This is a genomic window from Lysobacter zhanggongensis (genome assembly GCF_046638635.1).
Lineage (GTDB): Bacteria > Pseudomonadota > Gammaproteobacteria > Xanthomonadales > Xanthomonadaceae > Novilysobacter > Novilysobacter luteus.
In genome coordinates, this window is sequence record NZ_JBJXHK010000165.1 from 1 (window position 1) to 1,452 (window position 1,452).

Genomic DNA, 1,452 nt, shown 5'->3' on the forward strand with positions numbered 1-1,452 from the left:
CGTCCGCGCCGAGCGCGGGCGCGGTAGCCGCGGCCGCATCGTCGGCATCCGGTGCAGCAACGGCTGCCTCCGGCTGGACCGCGTCGATGGTCAGCTCGCACTGGTCCTCGACCCAGGCGAACGCCTCGTCGATCGCACCGCGGGCGACGCTGCCGGGCAGCATGAGGTCCCACGCCAGGTGGGCCTCGAACGGGTCGAGTTCGGAAAACGGTGGCAGCCGGTCGTCCAGGCAGGTCGCGCCGAGCTCTCCGAGGCTTTCGAGCTCGCGCAGGATCCGCAGCGGGTCGTTGCCGCTCATGAACAGCGACGGCTCCGGGCGGAAACCGATGCGCCAGTGGTCCGGGCCGCCGGCCATCGTTGATGCCTCGGAAGCGCCCGCCGCGCCGTCCACCGTTTCCGGCGACGCCCCGGCGAGGATCCGGTCCAGCCCGGCGCGCGCATGCGCGAGGGCCGCGTGGTCGACCGCGCCGTCACCGTCGCCGTCGCCCTGTTCGGCGGCGGCGAGCAGGCCACGCAGCACGTCGACCGCTTCCAGAAGCACGCCCACGGCGCTGCCGTCCAGCACGCGCTGGCCGCTGCGGGCCTGGTCGAGCAGGGTTTCCAGCAGGTGGGTCAGGTCGGTGACCCGGCCAAAGCCNGCTTCCAGAAGCACGCCCACGGCGCTGCCGTCCAGCACGCGCTGGCCGCTGCGGGCCTGGTCGAGCAGGGTTTCCAGCAGGTGGGTCAGGTCGGTGACCCGGCCAAAGCCGAACGTCGCCGCCCCACCCTTGATCGAGTGCGCGGCGCGGAAGATGACGTTGACGACGTCGGCGCTGGCGCCACCGGCCTCCAGTCCCAGCAGGCCGGACTCCATCGCGTCGAGGCCTTCGCGGCTCTCCTCGAAGAACGCGGCGTGGAACTGGGTGATGTCCATGGCGCTGGGCTCCCTCAGCCCAGGACCTTGCGGACCGTGGCGAGCAGCTGGTCGGGGTCGAACGGCTTGACCAGCCAGCCGGTTGCGCCCGCGGCCTTGCCTTCCATCTTCTTGTCGCCGCCGGACTCGGTGGTGAGCATCAGCAGCGGCGTGAACTTGTAGTTGGGCAGCTGGCGCAGCTGGCGGATGAGCTCGATCCCGTCCATCCGCGGCATGTTGACGTCGGTGACGACCGCGTCGAACGACGCGGTGCGGGCGATGTCGAGCGCGGCCTGGCCGTCTTCGGCCTCGCGCACGTTGAAGCCGCCCGATGACAGTGCGAACGCGACCATCTGCCGCATGGAGGTGGAGTCGTCGACGATCAGTAGGTTGGCGCTCACGCGGGGTCTCCGGAGGGTGTATCGACGCCGAGGCTGGCGGCGAGCGCGAGCGAACGCGCGGCGTCGGCCAGGGTCGGCGAGGCGAGGGTGACGATGGTGCTGCGGCCCGCCGCGGCGCGGTCGCGCACGAATGCGTGCAGCAGCTGCAGCCCGGCCGCG

At 72.0% G+C, this 1,452-nt stretch carries 1 protein-coding gene and 1 pseudogene; both read right to left on the minus strand.

The window, feature by feature from the left end; translation table 11 throughout:
- Nucleotides 1-643 precede the first annotated feature (643 nt).
- Nucleotides 644-913, minus strand: a pseudogene (locus ACKVMH_RS13715) (Hpt domain-containing protein); the annotation flags it as partial.
- A 14-nt stretch (nt 914-927) separates the two neighbouring features.
- Nucleotides 928-1,293, minus strand: coding sequence for a response regulator (locus ACKVMH_RS13475; protein ID WP_215219625.1), 366 nt, complete (start codon nt 1,291-1,293; stop codon nt 928-930).
- Nucleotides 1,294-1,452 lie beyond the last annotated feature (159 nt).